At 63.2% G+C, this 22,051-nt stretch carries 18 protein-coding genes and 1 tRNA gene; 8 read left to right on the top strand and 11 right to left on the bottom strand.

What is annotated here, in order from left to right; genetic code table 11:
* Nucleotides 1-57 precede the first annotated feature (57 nt).
* Entirely contained in the window at nt 58-2,061 is a 2,004-nt protein-coding gene (locus C7I36_RS15660) for a methyl-accepting chemotaxis protein (protein WP_106454621.1), read from the top strand.
* Nucleotides 2,062-2,076: 15 nt separating this feature from the next.
* Here the strand turns inward: C7I36_RS15660 and rnt are convergent, their stop codons facing one another.
* Nucleotides 2,077-2,748: a ribonuclease T gene (gene rnt / locus C7I36_RS15655; protein WP_106454620.1), complete on the bottom strand. Its 672-nt coding sequence runs from the start codon at nt 2,746-2,748 to the stop codon at nt 2,077-2,079.
* Nucleotides 2,749-3,085: 337 nt separating this feature from the next.
* Between rnt and C7I36_RS15650 the strand changes: the two genes are divergently transcribed.
* The 3 genes from C7I36_RS15650 (at nt 3,086) to C7I36_RS15640 (ending at nt 8,552) form a co-directional block, all read left to right on the top strand.
* A tRNA-Ser gene (locus C7I36_RS15650) sits at nt 3,086-3,173 on the top strand.
* 240 nt (nt 3,174-3,413) lie between these two features.
* Nucleotides 3,414-6,770 (top strand): EAL domain-containing protein, encoded by a 3,357-nt coding sequence (locus C7I36_RS15645; RefSeq protein WP_106454619.1) that lies wholly within the window; start codon nt 3,414-3,416, stop codon nt 6,768-6,770.
* Nucleotides 6,771-6,890: 120 nt separating this feature from the next.
* A complete protein-coding gene (locus C7I36_RS15640) occupies nt 6,891-8,552 on the top strand; it encodes an AMP-binding protein (protein WP_245880140.1) in 1,662 nt (553 codons plus the stop codon).
* A 155-nt stretch (nt 8,553-8,707) separates the two neighbouring features.
* On the opposite strand, the gene C7I36_RS15635 is transcribed toward C7I36_RS15640, so the two are convergent.
* Both C7I36_RS15635 and C7I36_RS15630 read right to left on the bottom strand, forming a co-directional pair.
* Entirely contained in the window at nt 8,708-9,637 is a 930-nt protein-coding gene (locus C7I36_RS15635) for a LysR family transcriptional regulator (protein WP_106454618.1), read from the bottom strand.
* A 62-nt stretch (nt 9,638-9,699) separates the two neighbouring features.
* Complete coding sequence (locus tag C7I36_RS15630; protein ID WP_245880139.1) at nt 9,700-10,380, bottom strand: DUF2982 domain-containing protein; 681 nt, start codon at nt 10,378-10,380, stop codon at nt 9,700-9,702.
* A gap of 69 nt (nt 10,381-10,449) precedes the next feature.
* On the opposite strand from C7I36_RS15630, the gene nfsA reads away from it, so the two are divergent.
* Complete coding sequence (nfsA, locus tag C7I36_RS15625; protein WP_106454616.1) at nt 10,450-11,175, top strand: oxygen-insensitive NADPH nitroreductase; 726 nt, start codon at nt 10,450-10,452, stop codon at nt 11,173-11,175.
* 15 nt (nt 11,176-11,190) lie between these two features.
* On the opposite strand, the gene C7I36_RS15620 is transcribed toward nfsA, so the two are convergent.
* Together C7I36_RS15620 and C7I36_RS15615 are read right to left on the bottom strand one after the other, a co-directional pair.
* Nucleotides 11,191-11,616 (bottom strand): universal stress protein, encoded by a 426-nt coding sequence (locus C7I36_RS15620; RefSeq protein ID WP_106454615.1) that lies wholly within the window; start codon nt 11,614-11,616, stop codon nt 11,191-11,193.
* Between the two features lie 40 nt (nt 11,617-11,656).
* On the bottom strand, nt 11,657-12,643 hold the full coding sequence (locus C7I36_RS15615; RefSeq protein WP_106454614.1) for a YeiH family protein: 987 nt from the start codon (nt 12,641-12,643) through the stop codon (nt 11,657-11,659).
* Between the two features lie 170 nt (nt 12,644-12,813).
* Between C7I36_RS15615 and C7I36_RS15610 the strand changes: the two genes are divergently transcribed.
* On the top strand, nt 12,814-13,014 hold the full coding sequence (locus C7I36_RS15610; RefSeq protein WP_106454613.1) for a hypothetical protein: 201 nt from the start codon (nt 12,814-12,816) through the stop codon (nt 13,012-13,014).
* Nucleotides 13,015-13,087: 73 nt separating this feature from the next.
* Nucleotides 13,088-13,225: a TIGR02808 family protein gene (locus C7I36_RS15605; protein ID WP_106454612.1), complete on the top strand. Its 138-nt coding sequence runs from the start codon at nt 13,088-13,090 to the stop codon at nt 13,223-13,225.
* Nucleotides 13,226-13,449: 224 nt separating this feature from the next.
* Here C7I36_RS15605 and C7I36_RS15600 read toward each other — a convergent pair whose 3' ends face one another.
* The 6 genes from C7I36_RS15600 to doeA all read right to left on the bottom strand — a co-directional run bounded on the left by C7I36_RS15600 (nt 13,450) and on the right by doeA (nt 20,565).
* On the bottom strand, nt 13,450-14,343 hold the full coding sequence (locus C7I36_RS15600) for a DMT family transporter (RefSeq protein ID WP_106454611.1): 894 nt from the start codon (nt 14,341-14,343) through the stop codon (nt 13,450-13,452).
* Nucleotides 14,340-15,134 carry a maleate cis-trans isomerase family protein gene (locus C7I36_RS15595; RefSeq protein WP_106454610.1) on the bottom strand — a complete coding sequence of 265 codons (795 nt, stop codon included), beginning with the start codon at nt 15,132-15,134 and terminating at the stop codon, nt 14,340-14,342. The genes C7I36_RS15600 and C7I36_RS15595 overlap by 4 nt, the downstream gene beginning before the upstream one ends.
* A 76-nt stretch (nt 15,135-15,210) precedes the next feature.
* Nucleotides 15,211-16,617 carry an aspartate aminotransferase family protein gene (locus C7I36_RS15590; RefSeq protein ID WP_106454609.1) on the bottom strand — a complete coding sequence of 469 codons (1,407 nt, stop codon included), beginning with the start codon at nt 16,615-16,617 and terminating at the stop codon, nt 15,211-15,213.
* Between the two features lie 53 nt (nt 16,618-16,670).
* The gene (locus C7I36_RS15585; protein WP_106454639.1) at nt 16,671-18,188 is read right to left on the bottom strand and encodes an NAD-dependent succinate-semialdehyde dehydrogenase; all 1,518 of its coding nucleotides are present in this window, start codon (nt 18,186-18,188) and stop codon (nt 16,671-16,673) included.
* 180 nt (nt 18,189-18,368) lie between these two features.
* Nucleotides 18,369-19,370 carry a N(2)-acetyl-L-2,4-diaminobutanoate deacetylase DoeB gene (gene doeB / locus C7I36_RS15580; RefSeq protein WP_106454608.1) on the bottom strand — a complete coding sequence of 334 codons (1,002 nt, stop codon included), beginning with the start codon at nt 19,368-19,370 and terminating at the stop codon, nt 18,369-18,371.
* A gap of 7 nt (nt 19,371-19,377) precedes the next feature.
* Nucleotides 19,378-20,565 (bottom strand): ectoine hydrolase DoeA, encoded by a 1,188-nt coding sequence (gene doeA / locus C7I36_RS15575; RefSeq protein ID WP_106454607.1) that lies wholly within the window; start codon nt 20,563-20,565, stop codon nt 19,378-19,380.
* Between the two features lie 771 nt (nt 20,566-21,336).
* Between doeA and dctP the strand changes: the two genes are divergently transcribed.
* A partial coding sequence (gene dctP / locus C7I36_RS15570) for a TRAP transporter substrate-binding protein DctP (protein ID WP_245880138.1) occupies nt 21,337-22,051 on the top strand: 715 nt, incomplete at its 3' end.

The raw sequence follows: 22,051 nt of genomic DNA, 5'->3' as shown, positions 1-22,051 counted from the left end.
GCCCGGACGGGGACAGTCGATAGACTATATATCCTTAGCGGTATAACGAGACTCCCGATGACGTCACTCAAGCTCACCCACAAACTGGCGCTGCTGGCGCTGCTGCCCTTGCTCGGACTGTTCCTGTTCGCCTTTCTGTACGCGGCCCAGAGTTACCGCACCATGGTCAATACCGCCGATATGCTGCCGCTGACCCGGCTGGCCGGTCAGGCGGGGCAACTGGCCCACCAGTTGCAGGCAGAGCGGGGATTGTCGGCCAGCAGCATCAATGATCAGAAAGGGGAGTTCCGCTCTCGCCTGGCCGAGCAGCGTGCCCGCACCGAGCAGGCCCTGCGCCAGTTTGAACAGGGCGGGCGGCTGGGGGGGCTGGAAGGTGAAGCCGCCACCCGGCTTGGCCAACTGCAGCAGGCCCTGGGCCGGTTGTCCGGGTTGCGCCAGCAGGTGGATGCCAGGCAACTGACGGTGCCCCAGGTGGTGGATCAGTACAGCCAGGTAATCGCCACCCTGCTGGCGGTGATCGACGGCGCCGTGCCGCTGGCGGCGGACGCTCCCCAGGCGGCGGCGCTCAGCGCCTACAGCGCCTTTCTGCAGGCCAAGGATCGGCTCGGACTGTTGCGCGCCAGCCTCAGCTCGGCCCGGGTCGCCGGCCAGTTCAGTCCCGAGCTCTACCGCCGCTTTGCGGCCCTGGAGGCGCAACTGGCAAGCTATATGGAGCGCTTCAGCGTGCTGGCGCCGCCGGCGTGGCAGGAACAGTATGCCCGGCTGCAGTCCGCACCGGTGGCGGGGGAGGTGGCTCAGGCCATCGCCCTGGCTCACCGCGAACACGGCAACCGGGCCCTGAGCGGCGAGGCGCCGGCCTGGTTTACCCTGGCCAGCCGCTATATCGACGAACTCAAGGGGCTGGAGGACGGCTTTGCCGACAGCCTGTCCGGGCTGGCCGCCGCCGGCCATAACGACGCCCGCAACCGTTTTATCCTGGCCCTGGGCATGACGCTGGTGGTGACCCTGCTGACCCTGGCGGTCTGCGGCATCATACTGCGGGATTTGCGCCGTGGTTTCGAGGCGCTCAAACAGGGCATAATGCGCATCGCCAGCCAGCAGGACTTCAGCCAGCCGGTGCGGGTGGCCAGCCGGGATGAGCTGGGCGAACTGGCCGGTGCCATCAACAGCATGCAGCGGCAGCTGTCGGCCCTGCTGGGGCAGATGCGCGACACCTGCGAGCACCTGATGGCCCACAGCGGCCATACCCGCAGCACCCTGCAGGTGATCCAGCAGGATCTGGACAAGGGCCTGGGCCAGGTTGACCTGGTGGTGTCGGCCGCTACCGAAATGTCCGCCACTGTGGCGGAGATTGCCCGCCATGCCTCCGAGACCTTCTCCGCCGCCAACCACACCATAGCCCGGGCCAGCGCCGGGGATCGCAAGGTAGACCAGACCATCTCGGCCATCGAGCAGGTCGCCGCGTCGCTGGAGCATGGCGAGGCCAGGGTGGTGGAAGTGGCGGGCTACAGCCGGGATGTCAGCAATTTCCTGGCGGTGATCAAGCAGATTTCCGACCGGACCAACCTGCTGGCGCTGAATGCCGCCATCGAGGCCGCCCGGGCCGGCGAGTCGGGACGGGGGTTTGCGGTGGTGGCCGAAGAGGTGCGTTCGCTGGCGCTGCAAACCCAGGGCACGGCGGATCAGATAGAGGAGATGCTCAACCGGCTGCGCCAGGGCAGTGAACAGGCGGTGGACGCCATGACCCGGGGGCGGGGCCGCAGCCTGGAATGCGTGGACGAGGCGAAGGAGGCGGGGGCCCAGTTATCGGCCATCGTGCAGGAGATCACCCAGGTCAATGCCATGACCGAGCAGGTGGCCACCGCCACCGAAGAGCAGCGCACCGTTACCGACGACATCCAGCACAACATAGTGGTGATGAAACAGGGATACGACAACACCCAAAGCTGCGCCGGTGAGCTGGTACGCGGCAGCGAGATGATGGAGCAGATGGTGGTGGACCTGGATCGGCGGCTCAAGGCCTTTACCCTGGGCAACGACACCCGGGAGGCGCGCGGCTGAGGCGCGCCGCCGGACTCAGGAAGCGTCGCCCTCCTGGGCAAAAACGGGGCTGTCAACCGGCGCCGGCGGCCAGCCGCCCAGTGTCTTCCAGCGGTTGACGATGGTGCAGAACAGCTCGGCGGTCTTGCGGGTATCGTACAGGGCACTGTGGGCTTCCTTGTTGTCGAAGCTCATGCCGGCGGCCTTGCAGGCCTTGGCCAGCACCGTCTGGCCCAGGGCCAGTCCGGCCAGGGTGGCGGTATCGAAAGTGGCAAAGGGATGAAAGGGATTGCGCTTGATCCCGGCCCGTTCGGCGGCGGCCATGACAAAACCGTGATCGAAGGAGGCATTGTGGGCCACCACCACGGCACGCTGGCACTGGTTGGCCTTGATGCCCTTGCGCACACCCTTGAAAATCTGCTCCAGGGCTTCCTGCTCGCTCACTGCCCCGCGCAGGGCACTCCAGGGATCGATGCCGGTAAAGGCGAGGGCGGCGGGCTCGAGGTTGGCCCCCTCGAAGGGGCTGACATGGAAATGGAAGGTCTGATCCGGGCTCAGCCAGCCGTTTTTGTCCATCTTGAGGGTAATAGCGGCAATCTCCAGCAGGGCGTCGGTACTGGCGTTAAAACCGCCGGTTTCCACGTCGATCACCACAGGGTAGTAACCCCGAAAACGTTCGTGTAGCTGGTTTGCTGCTGTTGCCGTCATGTTCTTCCTAGCGTTGCCTGAAACGGGGGCACATTATGCCAGACTCGCCTGGTATCGTCGCCTGCAATGAGGCCGGTGCCGGACCTGGTGCAATATTGCGCAATCGAACCGGCAGGCAAAGAAAAAGATTGCACCCGGCCAGGCGGTTGCCTACTATACGCCCCGCTGAACGGAGCCAGTCCGCTTCAGCACCACAATTTGGTGAGGTGTCCGAGTGACTGCCAAGAGGCTAAGCCTGGTAAAAGCACGCAGCGTGCTGCGTCAGCCCGAGGACCCCAATCCAAAAACAAAAAGCCGGTGAAGGTAACACCGATATAAAAAAACACCGCAACAATTTGGTGAGGTGTCCGAGTGGCTGAAGGAGCACGCCTGGAAAGTGTGTATACGGCAACGTATCGAGGGTTCGAATCCCTCCCTCACCGCCAGATTGAAGAAAAAGGTCCCCCAGGGGACCTTTTTTCGTTTTTCCCTCGAACAGGATATCGCGTAGTAAGAGCAATGAGGACAGTTTCTGTTCTGTCTGGCAGGTCTTTGACGATAGATTCGGTGCTATAAGGCGACGGAGCCAGCATCTTGTGGTGACTCGGCGGATACCACTTTAGGATTAGCTGATGTTGCGGTATGCTGCGCCCGTTTTTTGAGCTGCCAGAGCCATCGAGGTCCTTTTGCACACTACCCCCGACTTTTCCCCCGCCAACAGCTACCGCCGGGAAGCCCGGCGCGCCTGCGTTTGGGTGGCCGGCCTGGCACTGCTGGCGGGAGCTTCACGGCTGCTGCCCGAGGTGGTGGCGTTCAGGGGACTGGCCAATTACGCTCCCCTGCATACCCTGCTTGAAGTGGCGGCCATCGCCATGGCGGTCATGGTGTTCGCCATTGCCTGGACCACCCAGCAATACCGGGCCTCCCGCCAGGGCCTGGTGGCGGGGCTGGCTTTTCTCGGGGTGGCCCTGCTGGACCTGTCCCATGTGCTGTCCTACCAGGGCATGCCCGATTTTGTCACCCCCAGCTCACCGGAAAAAGCCATCAACTTCTGGCTCGCCGCCCGGACGCTGGCGCTGATGGCCCTGCTTTACCTGGCCTTCGCCCGTCCGGCGGGGCGGGAGCAGACCTCGCTCGCGCAGCGCCTCGGCTGGCTGGCGGCCCTGTTGTTGCTGGTGACGCTGGTGCAGTTGTGGCTGCTGCTCTGGCCCCAGTGGCTGCCGCGCACCTTCATTGCCGGCCAGGGGCTCACGCCGTTCAAGATCCATGCGGAATATGCCCTTATGGCCGGGCACCTGCTGGCGGCCCTGGGCATTGCCCGGCGCGTGCGCCGGGACGGCACCTACGGCTACCTGTATCTCTGCGCCTCTTCCCTGATCATGGGCCTGGGGGAGTATTTCTTTACCCTTTATACCGATGTTTCCGACCTCTACAACCTGCTTGGCCATCTGTACAAGGTGATCGGCTACGGTTTTTTGTACCGGGCCCTGTTTGCCGACGCCGTGCACCATCCCTACCGCTCTCTCAGCGAAGCCCGCGCCCGGCTGCAGGCGACCATGGCCGCCTTGCCGGATGCCCTGTATGAACTGGATCGGAATGGCGTGTGCCGCTCGGCCGGTCCCCGTGATGGCTCGGCGCTGTCGGCGCGGCTCACCGTCGGCGCCCTGCTCGACGACGTGTTGCCGGCAACGGCTGCCGGCCTGATGCGGGCGGCGATGACCCAGGCCGACCGCCAGGGGCAGGATCAGGGTACCCGCATAAGCCTGGCTCTGCCCGAAGGGGAGCGGCATTTCGAACTGTCCCTGTCGTGCCGGCCTGACGGCTACCTGGTGCTGTCCCGGGACGTGACCGGGGTGGTAGAGAACGAGCGACGGATCCTGCACGAAACGGCCCTGAACCGCGCCCTGCTGGCGATCCACGGCGCCGGCCAGGACGATGAACCGGCGCTGCTGTCGGCCTGCGCGGGGGATCTCGAGCAACTTACCGCCAGTCCCCTGGCCTGTCTCCATGTGTACCGGGACGAAGGCAGCCGGGAGGCCTTGCTCGGGGTGTCCGATCGCCACGCCGGCTCGGCGCGGGTGGCCGATCTGAGCGAGGCGGATGGCGGCTGCCCCTGGCTGCCGGCGGTGGCCGGGGAGCAGGTGATGGATCTGGATGCCGCCGCCTTGCCGGCTGCGCTGGCGGGCATGGGCGAGCCTAGGGGACTGGGTCTGACGGTGCGGGACAACGGCCGCATTGTCCTGGTGGCGAGCCTGTTCGGCAAGGCCGGCCCCTACCTGGAGCGGGACGGTGAAACCCTGCGTATCCTGGCCGCCAGCCTGTGGCATACCATCAAGCAGCGACGTCAGGATCTCACCATCTACCGCCTGTCCAAGGCGCTGGAGCAAAATCCCTATCCGATCATCATTACCGATGCCGAGGTTCGCATAAAGTATGTCAACGAGGCCTTTGTACGGGTCAGCGGCTACCGGGCGGAGGAGGTGCTGGGACGTAATCCCCGGATGCTGAAGTCGGGGCAGACCGACCGCCAGACCTATGTGGAGATGTGGGACCGGTTGCAGCGGGGAGACCTCTGGAAGGGCGAGCTGGTCAACCGACGCCGTGACGGCAGTTGTTATACGGAAAGGGCCGTCATTTATCCGGTGATGGACGGCCAGGGCCGGATCATCAACTATGTTGCCCACAAGGAAGACATTACCCGCCAGAAGGCGGATCAGGCCCGCATCCGAGAGCTGTCCCAGTTCGACCAGCTTACCGGTCTGCTCAACAAGGCCGCCTTTGAAAACCAGCTGCGCGCGCGGCTGGCCCGCGCCCGGGAACTGGCGTTGCTGTGGATGGATCTGGACAACTTCAAGTCGGTGAACGATTCCCTGGGCTATCTGGCGGGCGACGAATTGCTGGTGGAAGTGTCCAACCGGATCCGCGCCCTGTTTGGCCCCCAGGCCCTGATCGGTCGCCACGACGGAGACGGTTTTCTGATCTCCATCGACAGCGGCGAGCAGGAGCGCCTGGCTCTGCTTGCCGGCCAGTTGATCGAAAAGCTGCAGCAGCCCCTGTCGCTGGGAGGCGGCACCCTGTCGGTGAGTGCCTCCCTCGGCATTGCCATCCACCCCGACGATGCCAAGGACGCCGAGGCCCTGATCAAGGCGGCGGAAATGGCCATGTACCAGGTCAAGCGGGACGGACGCAATGGCCTGCGTTTTTATGCGCCCCATATGCAGCGCTACAGCGAACGGGCCCTGGCCCTGTCCAGCGCCCTCAAGCAAGCCATTGCCGGCAACGAGCTGTCCCTGGCGTTCCAGCCGCAACTGGATCTGGCCAGCGGCAGACCGGTGGGGGCCGAGGCCCTGCTGCGCTGGCAGCATCCCCAGTGGGGGCCGGTGTCGCCCGCCGAATTCATTCCCCTGGCCGAGCAGAGCGGGCTGATTGTGAGCATCGGCTGGTGGGTTATCGAGCAGGCGATGGCGGCGGCACTGCGTTTGTACCGGGCGGGTCTGACGGACATGGTGATAGCGGTCAATGTCTCCGCCCTGCAGTTTGTACAGCCGGATTTTGTCGAGGAACTGAGCCGGCGCCGTGATCGCCTGGGCCTGCCGGCCGGGGCCATAGAGATTGAGCTGACCGAGTCGGTTGCCCTGCTCAACCCGGAGGAAGTGGGGCTAAAGTTGTCGGCCCTGAGTGCTGCTGGGATGCGGCTGTCCATCGACGACTTCGGCACCGGCTATTCCTCCATGAGCTACCTCAAGCGCTTTTCCGTGGACAAACTCAAGATAGACAAGTCGTTTATCGACGAACTGAACGACAACGAGGAAGACAGGGCCATCGTCAGCGCCATCATCCAGATGGCCCGCAGCCTGGGCATGAAGACCATCGCCGAGGGCGTCGAGCTGGCCGCCCAGGCCGAGCAGCTGCGGGCACTCGGCTGTGATGAAATCCAGGGCTACTGGTACAGCCGTCCCCTTGGCCAGGAGGCGTTCGATGCGTTCATGGCCGATGCGACCCGCGCCTTAGCCGCCGGTACGGCCGTCCCGCCCGGCGCTTGAAACGCCCTGAGGGTTCGGCTTTTGTGAGTTACATCAATAGCCTATGATCTCCACACACTGGTGCTTTGAGGATTTTTTGCAATACTGTGAACACAGGCCCGCCGAGCAACAAGGACAGTTATGAGCACCCATACCGACAAACTTCCGCTGCAGATGCTGTATCACTGGGCCGAGCAGCGGCCCGCTGACGTTTATCTGCGCCAGCCCAGGGACGGCCACTGGCACGAGCACAGCTGGGCCTCGGTGCTGGACACGGCGGCCCGGCTGGTGAGCGCATTGCGCCGGCTGGGCATGGCGCCCGGCGACAGGATAGCCATACTGTCGAAAAACTGCGCCGAATGGTTTATCTGCGACTTTGCCCTGCAAATGGGCGGTTATGTCAGTGTCCCCATCTATCCTACCGCCGGGGCCGACACGGTACGTTTCGTGCTGGAACACAGCGAGAGCCGGGCCATTTTTACCGGCAAGCTGGACGAGCCCGGCGTACAGGAGCCGGGCATTCCCGACGGCCTGTTGCGCCTGGCCATGCCCTATCCGTCCACCATCAGTACCCATCATCACTGGGACAGCCTGCTGGCGGACGAGCCCCTGGCCGAGCGTCCCGTACCCGGGCGGGAGCAGTTGATGAGCCTGGTCTACACCTCCGGCAGCACCGGCAATCCCAAGGGGGTGATGATCCACTACGGCGCCTATGCCGCCGCCTGCCAGGGCATACTGCACACCACAGGGCTCAGCGCCGAGGACAGGGCCTTTTCCTATCTGCCGCTCTCCCATATCACCGAGCGGGTCTACATCCTCGGCGCCAGCCTCTACGGCGGGGTGCCGGTGGGCTTTGCCCAGAGCCTGGACACCTTTATCGAGGATGTCAAAACCATATCGCCCACGGTATTTATTTCGGTGCCCCGGCTGTGGACCAACTTCCGCAGCCGCATCCTGGAAAAGCTGCCCCAGAAAAAGCTGGACCTGCTGCTGCGCATTCCCCTGGTGTCGGGCCTGGTGAAAAGGAAAATCCGCGCCGGCCTCGGCCTGACCGACGCCCGCATCCTGGGCTGTGGCTCGGCGCCGGTCTCGCCCTCCCTGCTGCGCTGGTACGAACGGCTCGACATGCCCATTACCGAGGCCTGGGGCATGACCGAAAACCTGGCGTATTCCACCCTCAATTATCCGTTTCGCTCCGATAAAATCGGTACCGTGGGCAAACCCGGGGTGCGGGTGGAAATCCGCATTGCCGACAACGGCGAGGTGTTGTGCCGTTGTCCGGGCATGATGAGCGGCTACTACCGGCAGGAGTCGGCGACCCGTGAGGCGCTGCGCGACGGCTGGCTGCATACCGGGGATCAGGGGCGGCTGGACGAGGAGGGCTACCTGACCATCACCGGCCGGGTCAAGGATGCCTTCAAGACCGCCAAGGGCAAGTATGTGCTGCCGGTGCCTATTGAAGCCATGCTGATTGAAAACGAGCTGGTCGAGCAGGTTTGCGTCATCGGCAGCGGCCAGGCCCAGCCGGTGGCCCTGGTGCAGTTGGCGGAAGGTGCCGGGGTGCTGCACAAGGGGGACATTGCCGAACAGCTGGCGGCCAGCCTGGGGCATATCAACCAGCGTCTCGAGAGCCACCAGCGGCTGGGCGGCGTGCTGGTGATGAAAGAGCCCTGGACGGTGGAAAACGACATTATGACGCCAACCCTGAAGGTCAAGCGCCACCTGCTGGAGCAGCGTTACGCGGATTTGGATCAGCGCTGGATCAAGGGACAGGTGATTTTATGGGAGCAGGATCTGCATTGAGCTGGATTATTGCAAAAATGGAATAATCACATATTTCGTTTTGCATAATAACCGCTAATTAACATCCGGTGGCTGTGTTACCTTTTTTCCACAGCTTACTTAGTATCTTTTGTTAGTGGAGTCGGGCAGATGGAATCTGCCCATTTTTTTGCCCGTCATTCTTCCTCTTTTTTGTCCTTGTTGTTTCTCACCCAGGTGGACGCCAACCGTTCGCGCATGTGCCGATCGATGAATTCGATAAAGGTATTGAGTCGGACCGGCGCCAGCTCCCGGCTGTGATAGACCATGTGGAAGGGCCGCTTGCCGCCGAGCCAGGCCGGCAGCACCGGCCGCAGCAGGCCGCCTTGCACATAATGGGCCACGTAGTGTTTGGGCACGTTGACGATGCCCAGCCCCTGGATGGCGGCCTTGACCGCCGACTGCATCTGGTTGACCGACAGCCGGGCCACCGGCTTGAGGTGGAAGCGGCGTCCGTCCTGGTGGGTCAGTTGCCAGTTGCGGTGCGGCCAGCACTGGATGATGTGGTGCTGATCCAGTTCTTCCGGTGCCTGCAGCATGCCCCGTTTTTCCAGGTAGCGGGGGGCGGCGAACAGGCCGTACTGGATCTCGCCGAGCTGGCGGGCATGCAGGCTGGAGTCGGGCAGCTCGCCGCTGAAGAACACCACGTCCAGATCCGTGTCGAGCAGGCTGGTGTAGTCATTGCTTTGCAGCAGATCGATACGGATGTGCGGATACTGCAGGCAAAACTCGGTGATGCCGTCGATCAGGAAGGTATTGGAGATGGCGATGGGGCCGGCGACCTTGATCAGACCGCTCATGACCTGGCTCTGTCCCTGGATATCGCCGGTAACCTGCTCCATTTCGGTCAGCAGGGGATTGAGCCGCTCGAAGTAGCGACGGCCTTCCTCGGTCAGTTGCAGCTTGCGGGTGGTGCGGCTGAGCAGCTTGCAGCCCAGCGCCTGCTCCAGCCCGGAAATGCGCCGGCTGAGGGTGGCGGTGGGCATGCCCAGTTGCACGGCGGCATGGGAAAACCCGCCCTGCTGTACCACTTTGACGAACAGATAAAAGGCATCCAGATGTTTCATCGGGCTCCCGTGGACTGGAAGGTGGCGGCGAAATGGCGGCTATTGTGCACCAGGCCCGGCGCTCAGGGAAGGGCCGGGGGCAGGGGCTGCAGGTAGTGGCGCAGCAGGCGCACAAAGTCCGGGGTGTCCCTGTCCAGGCAGGACTCGTGCACCAGCAAATCGTAGCCGTACAGCTCGCGCAGGTGGCGCATTCGGTGGCCGAGCATGGCCGCCAGTCCCTGGTAACGGCGGCCGCCGGGGGAGCAGAACCGGTTGTCTTCAATCAGCCACTCCTGCAGCCGTGCCCGGTCGATGGCGCCGTGGCGCAGGGCCATGGCGAGCAGGGGACGCTGCTCGGTGAGCAGGTGGACAATCAGCCGGGGGCTCATCAATGGCAACAGCTCGTCGTAGTCGCGGATGCGGATGCCCACATAGGGCAGCTCGACCAGCTCCAGGCCGGCGTGCAGCCGGGGCTGGTCGATGCGTTGTATGTTGCTCCAGTGCAGGCTCCAGCCGCCGATGCGGTGGTGGAAATGCAGGCTGTCGGCGCTGAGGGAAAAGCTGTAGGGCGGCTCGCGCAATTTGAGCAGGCCCAGCAGGGTCACGACCAGGCTGAACAACAGTAAAAAAATGATCACCAGCCGGCCCCTGTCCTCCAGCCAGTACATGGCCGGCAGTAGCACCAGCATCAGGCCCGCCCCGGCCAGGGTCAGGCTCAGGCCGCTGCGGCGTGACATGGGCTCGATATGTTGTGTTTCGCGCACACCGGCTCCCAATTCAGATGGCTTTCCATTAAGGTGATGATACACACAGACCGACCCAGAGAGGTAAAAATGACCCCAGCCATAGAGGTGATGCGCGGGCATCGCTCCATCCGCAAGTTTACCGGGCAGCCGCTCACCGAGTCGCAGCTGGAAGCCATCATGGCCTCTGCCCAGGCCGCATCCAGCTCCAGCTTTTTGCAGGCTTCGGCGGTGATCCGCGTTACCGACCCCGGGATCCGGGCCCAGGTGATGAACCTGTGCGCCAATCAGGCCTATGTGGGCTCGGCGGCCGAATTCTGGGTGTTTTGCGCCGACTTCCACCGTCACCTGCACTGGGTGCCCGAAGCCAGGACCGGTTTTGCCGAACAACTGCTGATCGGAGCCATCGATACCGCCCTGATGGGCCAGAACGCGCTGACCGCCGCTGAATCCCTGGGCCTGGGCGGTGTTTTTATCGGGGCCGTGCGCAACCATCCCTATCAGTTGAGTGAACTGCTTGAACTGCCCGCCGGAGTGATCCCGCTGTTTGGCCTGTGCCTCGGCCATCCGGACCAGGATCCGGAGCCCAAACCGCGGCTGCCGAAGGCATTGATGTTTTCCGAGAACCGTTACCCCAATGAGCCGGAGACGGAGCTGATGACCGAGTACGACCGGCAGGTGCGCCACTATTACCAGACCCGTACCGGCGGCAACAAGGACATGACCTGGACCGGCCAGATTGCGGATATCCTGGCCCGGGAGGCCAGGCCCTTCATGCTGGAATTCCTGCGCAGCCAGGGTTATTGCCTGCGCTGAGCCGGGCGGCCCGGCTCAGGACTTGACCACCAGCAGGTCGCAGCCGTCGATATCGAGAAAATCCACGGTATGGGAGAACAGGTGGCTGAAAAAGTGGTGGCCGGGACGGTGCCCGCAAATCAGCAAGTCCGCCTGCTTCTCCCTGACGGCCAGGCGCACCGCCTGGCGGATGTCGCCGCTGGGCAGCGACAGGCTGGCAATATCATGTTGCTGTTCCCTGAGCAACTGAACAATCTCCTGGCCGCTTTCCAGCCGCAGCTTTACCCTGAGCTGGGCCAGGTTCATGCTCAGGCTGCCCACATAGACTCCGCTCAAATCCGGTTCCACGTGCACCAGGTGCAGGGCGGCGCCGTGGCATTCCGCCAGCTCCACCGCCCGTCGGATCAGGGCCTGCTCCCGCTGGTTGAGTTCGAGGGCGACCAGAATATTGCGATAGGGCATGGGGCTCTCCTTCCCGTTATCACCGGCCGGGCGGCCGTTGCTACAGCCAGCCCGCAGCCATATGGGTCACTATCAGCCCGCCCAGGGTCAAATGCAAGAACAGGATACCGGCCAACAGCAGGGGTTTGATGCCGACCGCCCGCAGCGCGCCCAACTGGGTGCTGAGTCCGAGCGCCGCCATGGCCATGGTCAGGGCCCAGGTGTCCAGGTGGCGGATGGCATCAACCCAGGCGGCGGGCAGGGACAGCAGGGAGTTGGCCACCACGACCGCCACAAAACCGAAGGCAAACCAGGGCAGCGGTGCCCTGGCGGCAGGGGCGTTGTCCGAACCGCGGCTCAGCAGGTAGCCGAGCAGCAGCAACACCGGCGCCAGCATCATGACCCGGGTCAGCTTGCTGATGATGGCCACCCGGGCCACTTCGTCACCCATGGCGCTGCCGGCGGCGACCACCTGGGCAACCTCATGGATGGTGGCCCCGGTGTAAATCCCCATGGCCTGGGGCGAGAGTCCGAGCCAGGGATAAAACAGGGGGTAGAGCAGCATGGCCAGGGTGCCGAACAATACTACGGTTCCCACCGCCATGGCGGTTTGCTGGGGCCTGGCCCTGAGCACCGGCTCGGCGGCCAGAATGGCGGCGGCCCCGCAAATGGCCGAGCCCGAGCCGACCAGCAGGGCGGTGGGACCATCCAGCCCCAGCCAGCGCCGGCCCAGCCACCAGGCGATGAACAGGGTCGAGCCCAGCATCAGTATGTCCACCACCAGGGCACCGGCGCCCACTTCTGCCACCTGTTGCAGGGTGATATTGATGCCGTAAAAGGCCACGCCGATACGCAGCAGCCGTTTTTTACAAAATTCCAGTCCCGGCTGCCATTTGCCCTGGGACAGGGCCGGCAGCAGGTTGCCTATGACCAGGCCGAACAGGATGGCGAAAATCAGCGGGCTCAGCAGGCCGCCCAGTTGTTGTGCCAGGGCTACGCTGACCACGGCCAGCAGCCCCGCGAGGGACAATCCCTGAATCAGGTTCATGATGAGCTTCTCTCGTCAGTCGGACCCGGCCAGTCTAGGGAAAATGCTAAATTAATAAAAATTGAATTTTATTAGTTTGCATATCAATTAAATTGATTTTTTGTCGAATGGTGGATCCTGACAGCAGAGTGTGCTTTATGCTAGGCTTTGGCCATTCAGGAGGGTTGTCGATGCTGGTTTTCGCGTTGCTGCTGGCGCCCCTGTGCGGGGGCCTGTTTTATATCGCCGCTTTACAAAGTGCCCTGCCGCCCCGGCGCTGGGCCATGCTGGGTTGCCTGTTCGGCCCGGCCGTGTTGCCCCTGTTCATGGCACGCCGGCGCTGGCAACTGCTGTGCGCCCGGGGCATGGGATACGGCCTGCTCAGGGCCTGACTTGATCCCGCGCAAACTCCTTGTCCGTCGTTTTGCTACAATGGCCCCATAGGGTTCTGTTTGGAGCGTAGTTATGAGTGCACTGGAAAAACTGATTTGGAACGTACTGGGCTATACCGCCATGCCGCTGATCTTCCTGTTCGGCTTTGTGGCGGTGTCGGTCTTCACCTGTCTGGCCCTGATGTGGATGGAAAAGCGCAAAGGCGAATGACATCTTTGTTGACGGAGATCAAACCCGCCGCCGGGGACACTGGTTAAGCTGGTGACTGTTGGCGCCACGTCAACAGGCTGAGGATCACCGGGGTGATCTCAGATTCTGGTTTCTGTTCACTCGTTAGTATGCAGTGACCTTACCATAAGTCACGCAATTAAAGGTGCTTTATCCTTGCGGATAAGCACCTTCTTTTTTGCCCGAAAAACTCGGTGAGCCCCGGCTCAGGCCAGGGGCGGACTGGCTGCCGGCGGCAGCCCGGTGCGATTTTTCGGCAACCGGCCGAGGCAGTGGAACAGCAGGGCGGCGCAGACCACCAGGCTGCCCAACAGGGTCCGCTCGCCGGGTACCTCACCCAGCACCAGCCATACCCAAAGGGGGCCCAGCACCGCTTCCAGCAGCAAAAACAGGCTGACCTCGGTGGCCTGGATATAGCGCGGTGCCAGTTGCAGCAGGGTATAGCCCAGGGGCATCAGCAGGGCGGCGGTCAGCGCCATCACCGCCAGTTCGGTGGTGCCGGGCAGGGCGGGCTGTCCCCCCTGCAGCAGGGCTAGGACGCTGGCGAACAGGCCGCCAAGGATCAGCATGGGGCTGAGATCCCGAGGTGCTGCCCGGCGGGCGATATTGAAGTTGAGTGCCATGAACAACGCCGCCCCCAGGGCGTAGAGGTTGCCCGCCAGGCTGTTATGACCATCCTTGTCCGCCACTATGATGCCGATGCCCGCCAGGGTGATGACGATGGTCACCAGGGTTTTGCGGCTGGCGCTTTCCCCCAGCCAAAAGCGGCCGATCAGGGCGGCAAACACCGGTGCCGTGCTGATGATCATCATGGTGGCGGTGGGGCTGGTCAGCTTCATCGACTGGGTAAAGCAGTAGGTGGTGAGGGCAAAGCTGAGGGCGCACCCCAGTCCTGCCGGACCGGCCTCCCGCAGCCGGGCCCCGAGCCGGCCGCGATAGCGGTACAGGGCCAGGAGGCCGAAGCCGAAAAACAGCAGCACGCCGCGCCAGAACAACAGGGTGGCGTGATCCAGGGGAACCCAGCGCACCACCAGTATGTCCGGCGACAGCAGCACCACGCCGGCGGTGGACAGCAGGATGCCGTGCAAACGGGCGTTCATGCCACGCCCTCGGCCGGTGAGGCGGCCAGCAGCCGTCCGCAACCGGCGATGTCCGCCTGCTGCCCCGCCAGTTGCAGGGCGTGCCAGAACAGGGCCTGGTTGGAGGACACCATGGGCAGGCCAAAACGATGCTCCAGGCTGTCGAGCAGGGGCAGGGCCCGCAGGTTGGTGCAGGAGAAAAACACCCCCTCGGCCCGGCTGCCCGCCAGCAGGTCTGCGGTGGCCGCCGCTATCGCCTCCGTATGGATGGCGGGAATGTCGGTGTCCAGACTCAGGCCGAAGGCGCCGAACGCCACTACCTCGAACCCCGCCTCCCGCAGCCCCTGGTACAGGGGACGGTTAACCTCGGTGGCATAGGGCGTCAGCACCGCCAGCCGGCCGATGCCGAGCTGGCGCAGGGCGCACAGGCTGGCCAGCCAGGGATTGGTGGCGGGCAATCCTGGCCGTGACCGGGTGAGACGCTCGGCCACGGCCTCGTTACCGATCAGCATGCTGGCCGAGGTACAGCCGAAGGCCATCACATCCAGCTCCAGGCCGGGAGCTACCAGGTCGGCGGCGTCCGCTATGTTGCCTGCCGTCGCCCTGAGCGAGTCCGGTGTCATCAGGCTGTTGTAGGCCATGCGGGTGCTGTAGATTTCAACCCCTTCCGTTGCCAGCCGGCGCCAGTCGTTTTCCAGGGTATAGTCGCTGGCCAGCTGGACCAGGCCGATGCGAGCCCTGGCCTGGCGTGGCTGGGTGGTGAAGGGATAGGGCCGCTCCAGGGCGGCAAAGGTGTCGTGAGACCGAGGCATGATGCGTGTCCTTGCATAATCCGGCCGGGAGGATGGCCGGTGGCCTGAGACGACGGGCCACCGGCGTATGGGGTGATTAGCGGGCGTTCCACTCACCGCTGCGGACCAGCTTGTCGGTGACCTTGTTCACCGCCTTGGCGGTGCGCTCGACGATGTCGTCCACCTCGCCCTTGGTCACCACCAGCGGCGGGGCAAAGCCCAGAATGTCGCCATGGGGCATGGCGCGGGCGATCAGGCCCTGCTCCAGACAGGCGGCGGCGATCTGCGGACCCACCTTGAGGTTGGGATCGAAATGCTCGCGCTTGGCCTTGTTGCTGGAGAATTCCAGGGCGTGCAGCAGGCCCACACCGCGGCTTTCGCCTACCAGCGGGTGGTCGGCAAAGGCTTGCTGCATGCGTCGCTGCAGGTAGGCACCGGTGTCACGGGCATTACCGACCAGGTTTTCACGGGCGATGATGTCCAGGTTGCACAGGGCGGAAGCGGCACCCATGGGGTGGCCGGAATAGGTGTAGCCGTGGCCGATGGCGCCCCACTGATCGGTGCCCTGTTCCAGCACCTTCCATACCTTTTCGCCCACGATCACGCCGGACAGCGGCTGATAGGCGGAGGTCAGGCCCTTGGCCACGGTCATCAGATCCGGCTTCATGTCGTAGTAGAGGGAGCCGAAATCGGCGCCCAGGCGACCGAAACCACACACCACTTCGTCGGCAATCAGCAGAATGTCGTACTTGTCGAGCACCTTGCGGATCTCGGTCCAGTAACCCTCGGGCGGCGGCACGATACCGCCGGTACCCAGCACCGGCTCGCCGATCATGGCGGCAACGGTATCCGGACCCTCGGCCAGGATCATCTCTTCCAGCTTGGCGGCGCAGTACCTGGAAAACTCCAGCTCGCTCATGTTGTCATCGGGGCGACGGTAGTAGACCGGCGCTATGGTGTGCTTGATGCGCTCCAGCGGCAGATCGAAGTGGGCATGGAACAGCGGCAGGCCGGTCATGGAGCCGGACGCGATGCTGGAGCCATGGTAGCCGCGATCCCGGGAGATCACCTTTTTCTTCTGGGGCAGGCCACGGGCGTTGTTGTAGTACCACACCAGCTTGAGCTGGGTTTCGTTGGCGTCGCTGCCGGACATGCCGTAGTACACCTTGCTCATGCCGGCGGGGGCCATCTTGATGATGCGGTCGGACAGCTCGATCAGCGCCTCGTTGGTGTGGCCCACATAGGTGTGGTAGTAGGCCAGCTTCTTGGCCTGCTCGTAGATGGCCTCGGCCATTTCGGTGCGGCCGTAGCCGATGTTCACGCAGTACAGGCCGGCGAAGGCGTCAATCAGCTCCACGCCTTCGGAGTCCTGGATGCGGATGCCCTGGGCGCCGGTGATGATGCGGCCGCCCACTTCACCCTGAGCGTACTGCTTCAGGTGGGTGGAGGCGTGGAACACGGTGTTGCGGTCGATGTCGAGCAGCTTTTTGGTATCTATGGTCATGGTGGTCGCTCCCTTGATAGCGTTCAATCCGGTATGGGTGTTCAGTCCTGGTCTCAGCTGCCGCTCACGGTCGGCATGGCACCCAGGCAGTAGTACTTGATCTGGCTGTATTCATCGAAGCCGTGACGGCTGCCTTCGCGGCCCAGGCCCGACTGTTTGACCCCGCCGAAGGGGATGGGGTGGCCGGTCATCTTTACCGAGTTGACCGATACCATGCCAAACTCCAGGCCGCGCATCAGCTGCCAGATATGGCGGATGTCGTGGCCGTACACATAGGCGGCCAGGCCGTATTCGGTGTCGTTGGCCAGGGGGATCAGCTCGTCGATGCTGTCGTAGGGCAGCACCCCGGCCACCGGGCAGAAGTTCTCCTCACGGAATACCTTCATGTCGGGAGTGACGTCGGCCAGCAGGGTGGGCATGAAGAAGTTGGTGCCCGGCGCCTGGCGCTGGTCGCCGGCAATCAGCCGGGCGCCTTTGGCGAGGGCGTCGTCAACGATGGCCTGGGCCTTGATCACCGCCTGGCGGAAGATCAGCGGGCCCATGGTCACGCTGTCATCAAAGCCGTTGCCTACCTTGATGGTGGCCATTTCGGCGGCGAAGGCGGTGAGGAAGGCCTCATACTTGTCGCGCGGCACAAAAATGCGGTTGGCGGCCAGGCAGTCCTGCCCGGCGGTCTGGAACTTGGCATCCACCGCGGCTTTGGCGGCGGCGCTGATGTCCATGTCCGGCAGCACGATAAAGGGGGCGTTGCCGCCGAGCTCCATGGAGCACTTCTTGACGGTGGCCGCGGCCTGCTCCAGCAGCAGTTTGCCGACCCGGGTGGAGCCGGTGAAGGACAGCGCCTTGACCTTGTCGGACTGGCACAGCACGCCGCACACCTCGGCGCCGTCGCCGGTGATCACGTTGTAGACCCCGGCTGGGAAGCCGGCGCGCTCGGCCAGCTCGGCCAGCGCCAGGGCGGAGAAGGGGGTTTCGTTGGCCGGCTTGACCAGCACGGTGCAGCCGATGGCCAGGGCCGCCGCCGCCTTGCGGGTGATCATGGCGCTGGGGAAGTTCCAGGGCGTGATCAACGCCGCCACGCCGATGGGCTCGCGCAGGGTGGCCAGCTGGGCGTTGGGAATATGGCTGGGGATGGTCTCGCCGTAGGCGCGGCGGGCCTCTTCCGCGAACCAGCGGATAAAGGAGGCACCGTAGTCGATTTCGCCGCGGGCATCACTCAGGCTCTTGCCCTGCTCCAGCACCATCAGTACCGCCAGGTCTTCCTTGTTGTCGAGGATGAGATCGTGCCAGCGCATCAGGATGGCGGCGCGCTCGTCGGCCAGCAGTGCCCGCCAGGCCGGGAAGGCGCGTTCGGCGGCGTCGATGGCCTGGCTGACCTGCAGCGGCTGCAGCTGGGTGCAGTGACCGATGATGTCGTCGGTGGCCGGGTTGATCACGGCCAGATCGTCGTTGCCGTTGACCCATTTGCCGTTGACATAGGCCAGTTCGCGAACCAGCCGGGGATCCTTGAGATAGGGCATAATGGCTTCGGTGACCTTGCTGTCGGATACCTGCTTGAGGGTAAGGCTCATAAACACCACCAATTCGTTGTTTGGGTACAGGTTGTTGCTATGAGGTCATTCTAGGAGCGATGGCGGGGAGATACTTTTTGTTGCCCCGGCGTTGGCGGGGCGATTTTTCTGATAACCGAGGTTAAAAAATTGTTTTTTTCTGGCGTGCGCCGGAGCCGGGCGGCCGGCCCCGGCGTGGCATCAGGCGTCGACCTCGACCGCCAGCACCGCGAAGGTGTCGCCGATGTCGATCAGCGCCGGGTGGCGGCGACCGGCGAGAATGCCGTCGCGTTTGGCCCGGTATTCCGCCGGCGGCTGGCCGGTGCGCTCCAGGCTGTGGATGCGCGCCACCAGATCGCCCGAGCTGACCCTGTCGCCCAGGGAAACACACAGCTCCAGCAGGCCCTGGTGCTCGCTCATCATGTAGCAGGAGCCGTCGGGCATGTCGAGCAGGCGCGGCGGGGTATCGGGCAGGCGGTAGTCGCCCCGGGTGATGCCGGCGAAGATAAGGAAGTTGTGCACCCCCTGGTCCGCCAGGGCGATGGTCTCGGGGCTGCTGGTGCCGCCGCCGCACAGTTCGGTGGTAACGAACACCTTGCCCTGGGACTCCACCGCCGTGTCGTAGAGGGAGGCGGTGTCGAGCTCGAACATCACCACCACGTTGGGGGCGCCGAACAGTTTGGCACCCTCGATGCAGGCGGCCTCCTGAGCCGGATCCGGCAGCCGGTGGGCGGCGGAGAAGGGGATGAAGTCCAGGGTCTTGCCGCCGGAATGGATATCCATGGCGTAGTCGCACATGGGCACCAGGTAGCGGTTGAAGTAGTCGGCGATGCGCTCCGTCATGCTGCCCGCCGGGTTGCCCGGGAAGCTGCGGTTCATGTTGCCCTTGTCGATGGGGGAAGTACGGCTGCCGTTGCGCACCGCCGGGTAGTTCATGGCCGGCACTATGATCACCCGGCCCCGTACCTGTTCGGGCTCCAGGCGGTTGGCCAGCTTGAACAGGGCGGTGATACCCTCGTATTCGTCGCCGTGGTTGCCGCCGGTGAGTAGGGCGGTGGGGCCCTCGCCGTTTTTCACCACGGTGACCGGGATCATGATGCAGCCCCAGGCGGACTGATCGCTGGAGTAGGGCAGCTTGAGAAAACCGTGCTGCTTGCCGTCGCGCTCAAAGTCGACGGTGGGGGTAATGGTGGTTGCCTGCATCTTCTGGTTACCTCTTTACAAACAGCTGGCGGGGGTAGTTGCACAGGGTTTCCACCCCGTTGTCGGTGATCACTATGCTCTCTGTGGTTTCAATGCCCCAGTCGTCCAGCCAGAGTCCCGGCATGAAGTGGAAGGTCATGCCCGGCTCCAGTATGGTCTGGTCGGTATTGCGCAGACTCATGGTGCGCTCGCCCCAGTCCGGCGGATAGCTCAGGCCGATGGGGTAACCGCAGCGGGCGCCCTCCCGGTCGAAGCCATACTCCGCCAGGGTGGCGTTGAGGGCGTCGGCGATGTCGGCACAGCGGTTGCCGGGTTTGGCGGCGGCCAGACCGGCTTCGAGGGCGGCGTTGAGCGCCTCTTCCCCGCGCAGGAAGTCATCGCTGGGCTGGCCCAGAAAAATGGTGCGCGACAGCGGGCAGTGGTAGCGCTTGTGGCAGCCGGCGATCTCGAAAAAGGTGCCTTCGTTGTGGTTGAAGGGACGCTCGTCCCAGGTCAGGTGCGGGGCCGAGGCATCCTTGCCCGAGGGCAGCATGGGCACTATGGCCGGGTAGTCGCCGAAATAACCCTCGTGGCCTTCCATTGCCACCCGGTAGATCTCCGCCACCAGCCGGTTCTTGGGCAGGCCGGGCTCGATCATCTCAAAGGCCGCCCTGTGCATGTTTTCCACAATACGGGCGGCGATGCGCATGTAGCGCAGCTCGGTGTCGGACTTGACCGCCCGGCACCAGTTGACCAGGGCGGTGGCGTCCACCAGTTCGGCCTCGGGCAGGTTCTCCTTCAGGGCCAGGTAGGCGGTGGGACTGAAATAATAGTTGTCCATCTCGATGCCGATGTTGCCCCTGGCCCAGTCGCGCGGCTTGAGGATCTGGTTGGCCAGGTACTCCATGGCGTGCAGGGGCGGGTTCATCACATAGTAGTCGGGATACCAGGTGATGTTTTCCTCCTGCAGGTAGACGGTGCGCTTGGCGCCGTTAGAGTCCATTTGCCGGCCGTACCAGACCGGCTCTCCGGCCGGGCCGACCACCACCACCTGGGGCGTATAGAAGGACCAGCCGTCGTAGCCGGTCAGCCAGGCGATGTTGGAGGGATCGTGCACGATCAGGGTCTGGATATCATGCCGCTCCATGGCGGCGCGGACCTTGGCCAGGCGTGCCTGATACTCCTCGAGGGAGAAGTTGGGGACTTGGGTATTCATGATCTCGTCTCTTGGCTGAGTGTCGGAACCACAGGATCCCGCTCCGTCGGAGAAGGGGCCGGTGGCGGATATAAAGGTTGTGGACTGGCGGTTGCTCCGGTGGCCAGAGCAACCGCATCCTAGCGATCGCGCGAAAGCGATCCTGTGCGGATGGATGACAATGTCAGGAGCCCGTGCCGGCCGGGAAGCCGTGATACGACGATGAGGCGATAAATGTCCATAAGTCCAACCTCGCTGGCCCGGGGGCCTGATGCCTGACCAAAATGCAGGTGCCGTCTTGATGGCAATGTTCTGCATTTGTTACCGGATGTTACCGGTATGCGTAATTTCTGGCGCCAGTAAATCTTAGTCGATGATCTGATGTCAATTGATTTATTGACTCATGACAATTTTGTCATTCCTGCCCCGGATGCAGACTTAAAAGAGGCTGGTTATGATGGTCGAGATTTATTTTTTATTCTTATTTTTTTGATTTATTGGGGTTTAATTCCAGTTTTTTGTTTATTTTTGGTTATTAAGTTTATTTAAATTTTTTTTTCAATTTAAATGAATATTTGTTCGTGCAAGTAAAAAACACCTCTTTTGGCGGATATTTTCTGCTGTAGCCAACCATTACAGAAGAAAGCACAAGCGTGCGGCTCGCCAGACGGAAAAAATGTTCAGTACAATCCGGATAGGATGGATGTAATGGAAGTGTTAATCGATTGCGGGGTTATTCCCGCGCCGGACCTGTCCGTTAACCCGGTATTCATCAGCAGAAGGATTACTGACATGAGCAAGACATTACCGCGCCTGACCACCACCCTGTCACTGGCCGCCCTGGCCCTGGCGTCCGCCCAGGCCGGCGCCGCCAACTGGAAATACGCCATCGAGGAAAGCCTGTCCGAGGTCCAGGGCGTCTATGCCACCAAGTTCAAGGAAGTCATCGAGGCCAACTCGGACCACAAGGTACAAATCTACCCCTTCGGCACCCTCGGCGAGTCGGTCGACGTCATGGAGCAGGCCCAGGCCGGGCTGCTGCAGTTCGTCGACCAGTCTCCGGGCTTTACCGGCAGCCTGATCCCCGAGGCCCAGGTGTTCCTGATGCCCTATGTCATTCCCGAGCAGCAAAGCGAAATCAATTACTTCTTCAAAAATTCCAAGGTTATCCACGAGCACTTTCCCAAGCTCTACGCCGACAAGGGCCTGGAGCTGCTGAGCATGTTCCCGGAAGGCCGGGTGCACATCACCACCCAGGCGCCCTTCAGCTCCCCCGCCGACCTCGGCGGCGTCAAGGTGCGGGTGATGACCTCGCCGCTGCTGGTGGAAACCTACAAGGCCTTCGGGGCCGTGCCCACGCCGCTGCCCTGGGGCGAGGTATTCGGCGCCCTGCAGACCGGCATGATCCAGGGCCAGGAAAACCCCATGTTCTACATCGAGTCGAACAAGCTTTATGAGGTGTCCGCGGTGATCACCGACATCGGCCACAACATCTTCACCACCGCCG

Origin of the sequence: Zobellella taiwanensis, from assembly GCF_003012795.1 — a bacterium.
Classification (GTDB): domain Bacteria; phylum Pseudomonadota; class Gammaproteobacteria; order Enterobacterales; family Aeromonadaceae; genus Oceanimonas; species Oceanimonas taiwanensis.
Note: the sequence above shows the minus strand (reverse complement) of the source record. Positions and strands in the feature narration are given on the sequence as shown.